Origin of the sequence: Flavobacterium chungangense LMG 26729 (assembly GCF_000735715.2) — a bacterium.
Taxonomy (GTDB): domain Bacteria; phylum Bacteroidota; class Bacteroidia; order Flavobacteriales; family Flavobacteriaceae; genus Flavobacterium; species Flavobacterium chungangense.
In genome coordinates this window covers 1-641 of the sequence record NZ_JASY01000045.1, presented here as the reverse complement: position 1 = coordinate 641, position 641 = coordinate 1, and the positions used below count along the sequence as shown (strand labels likewise).

The 641-nt window shown below is 52.6% G+C and carries 1 protein-coding gene; it reads right to left on the bottom strand.

What is annotated here, in order from left to right:
• A partial coding sequence (locus JE46_RS23765) for a Calx-beta domain-containing protein (RefSeq protein ID WP_031457788.1) occupies nucleotides 1-641 on the bottom strand: 641 nt, incomplete at both ends.

The window sequence follows — 641 nt, the reverse complement described above, 5'->3', positions numbered from 1 at the left end:
ATCGTGCCGGTCAGCTGTCCTGCCGGTATGGTGATCGTAGTATTGCTTGCTGCATAGTCGCCTGCCGAAGCTGTTCCTGTAAAGCCCAAGCTTACCACTGTATCGGTAGTCGTAGCCGTGCTCAGTGTAGCGGTGATCGTAGCCGTTCCAGCTGCGTTCTCGACAATTGTTGTCGTTCCGCTAAGGGTTACCGTTGGCGTGGTCTCATCATCAGTGATCGTTACCGTGGCCTGCTGAACGCCGTTTTCTGTAGCGCCATTGCCTCCGGTTACTCCCGTGATATCGATGATTACCGTTTCGTTTCCTTCATATAAAGCATCATCGGTCGGATCAATAGTGATCGTGCCGGTCAATTGCCCTGCCGGTATCGTAATGGTAGTATTGCTTGCTGTATAATCTCCTGCCGAAGCTGTTCCTGCAAAGCCTAAGCTTACCACCGTATCGGTAGTCGTAGCCGTGCTCAGCGTAGCGGTGATGGTAGCCGTGCCTGCTGCGTTCTCGACGATTGTTGTCGTTCCGCTAAGGGTTACCGTTGGCGTGGTCTCATCATCAGTGATCGTTACTGTTGCCTGGGTGGTAGCTCCTGCCGTAGCTCCTGTAACATTCGTGATATCGATGATCACGGTTTCGTTTCCTTCGTA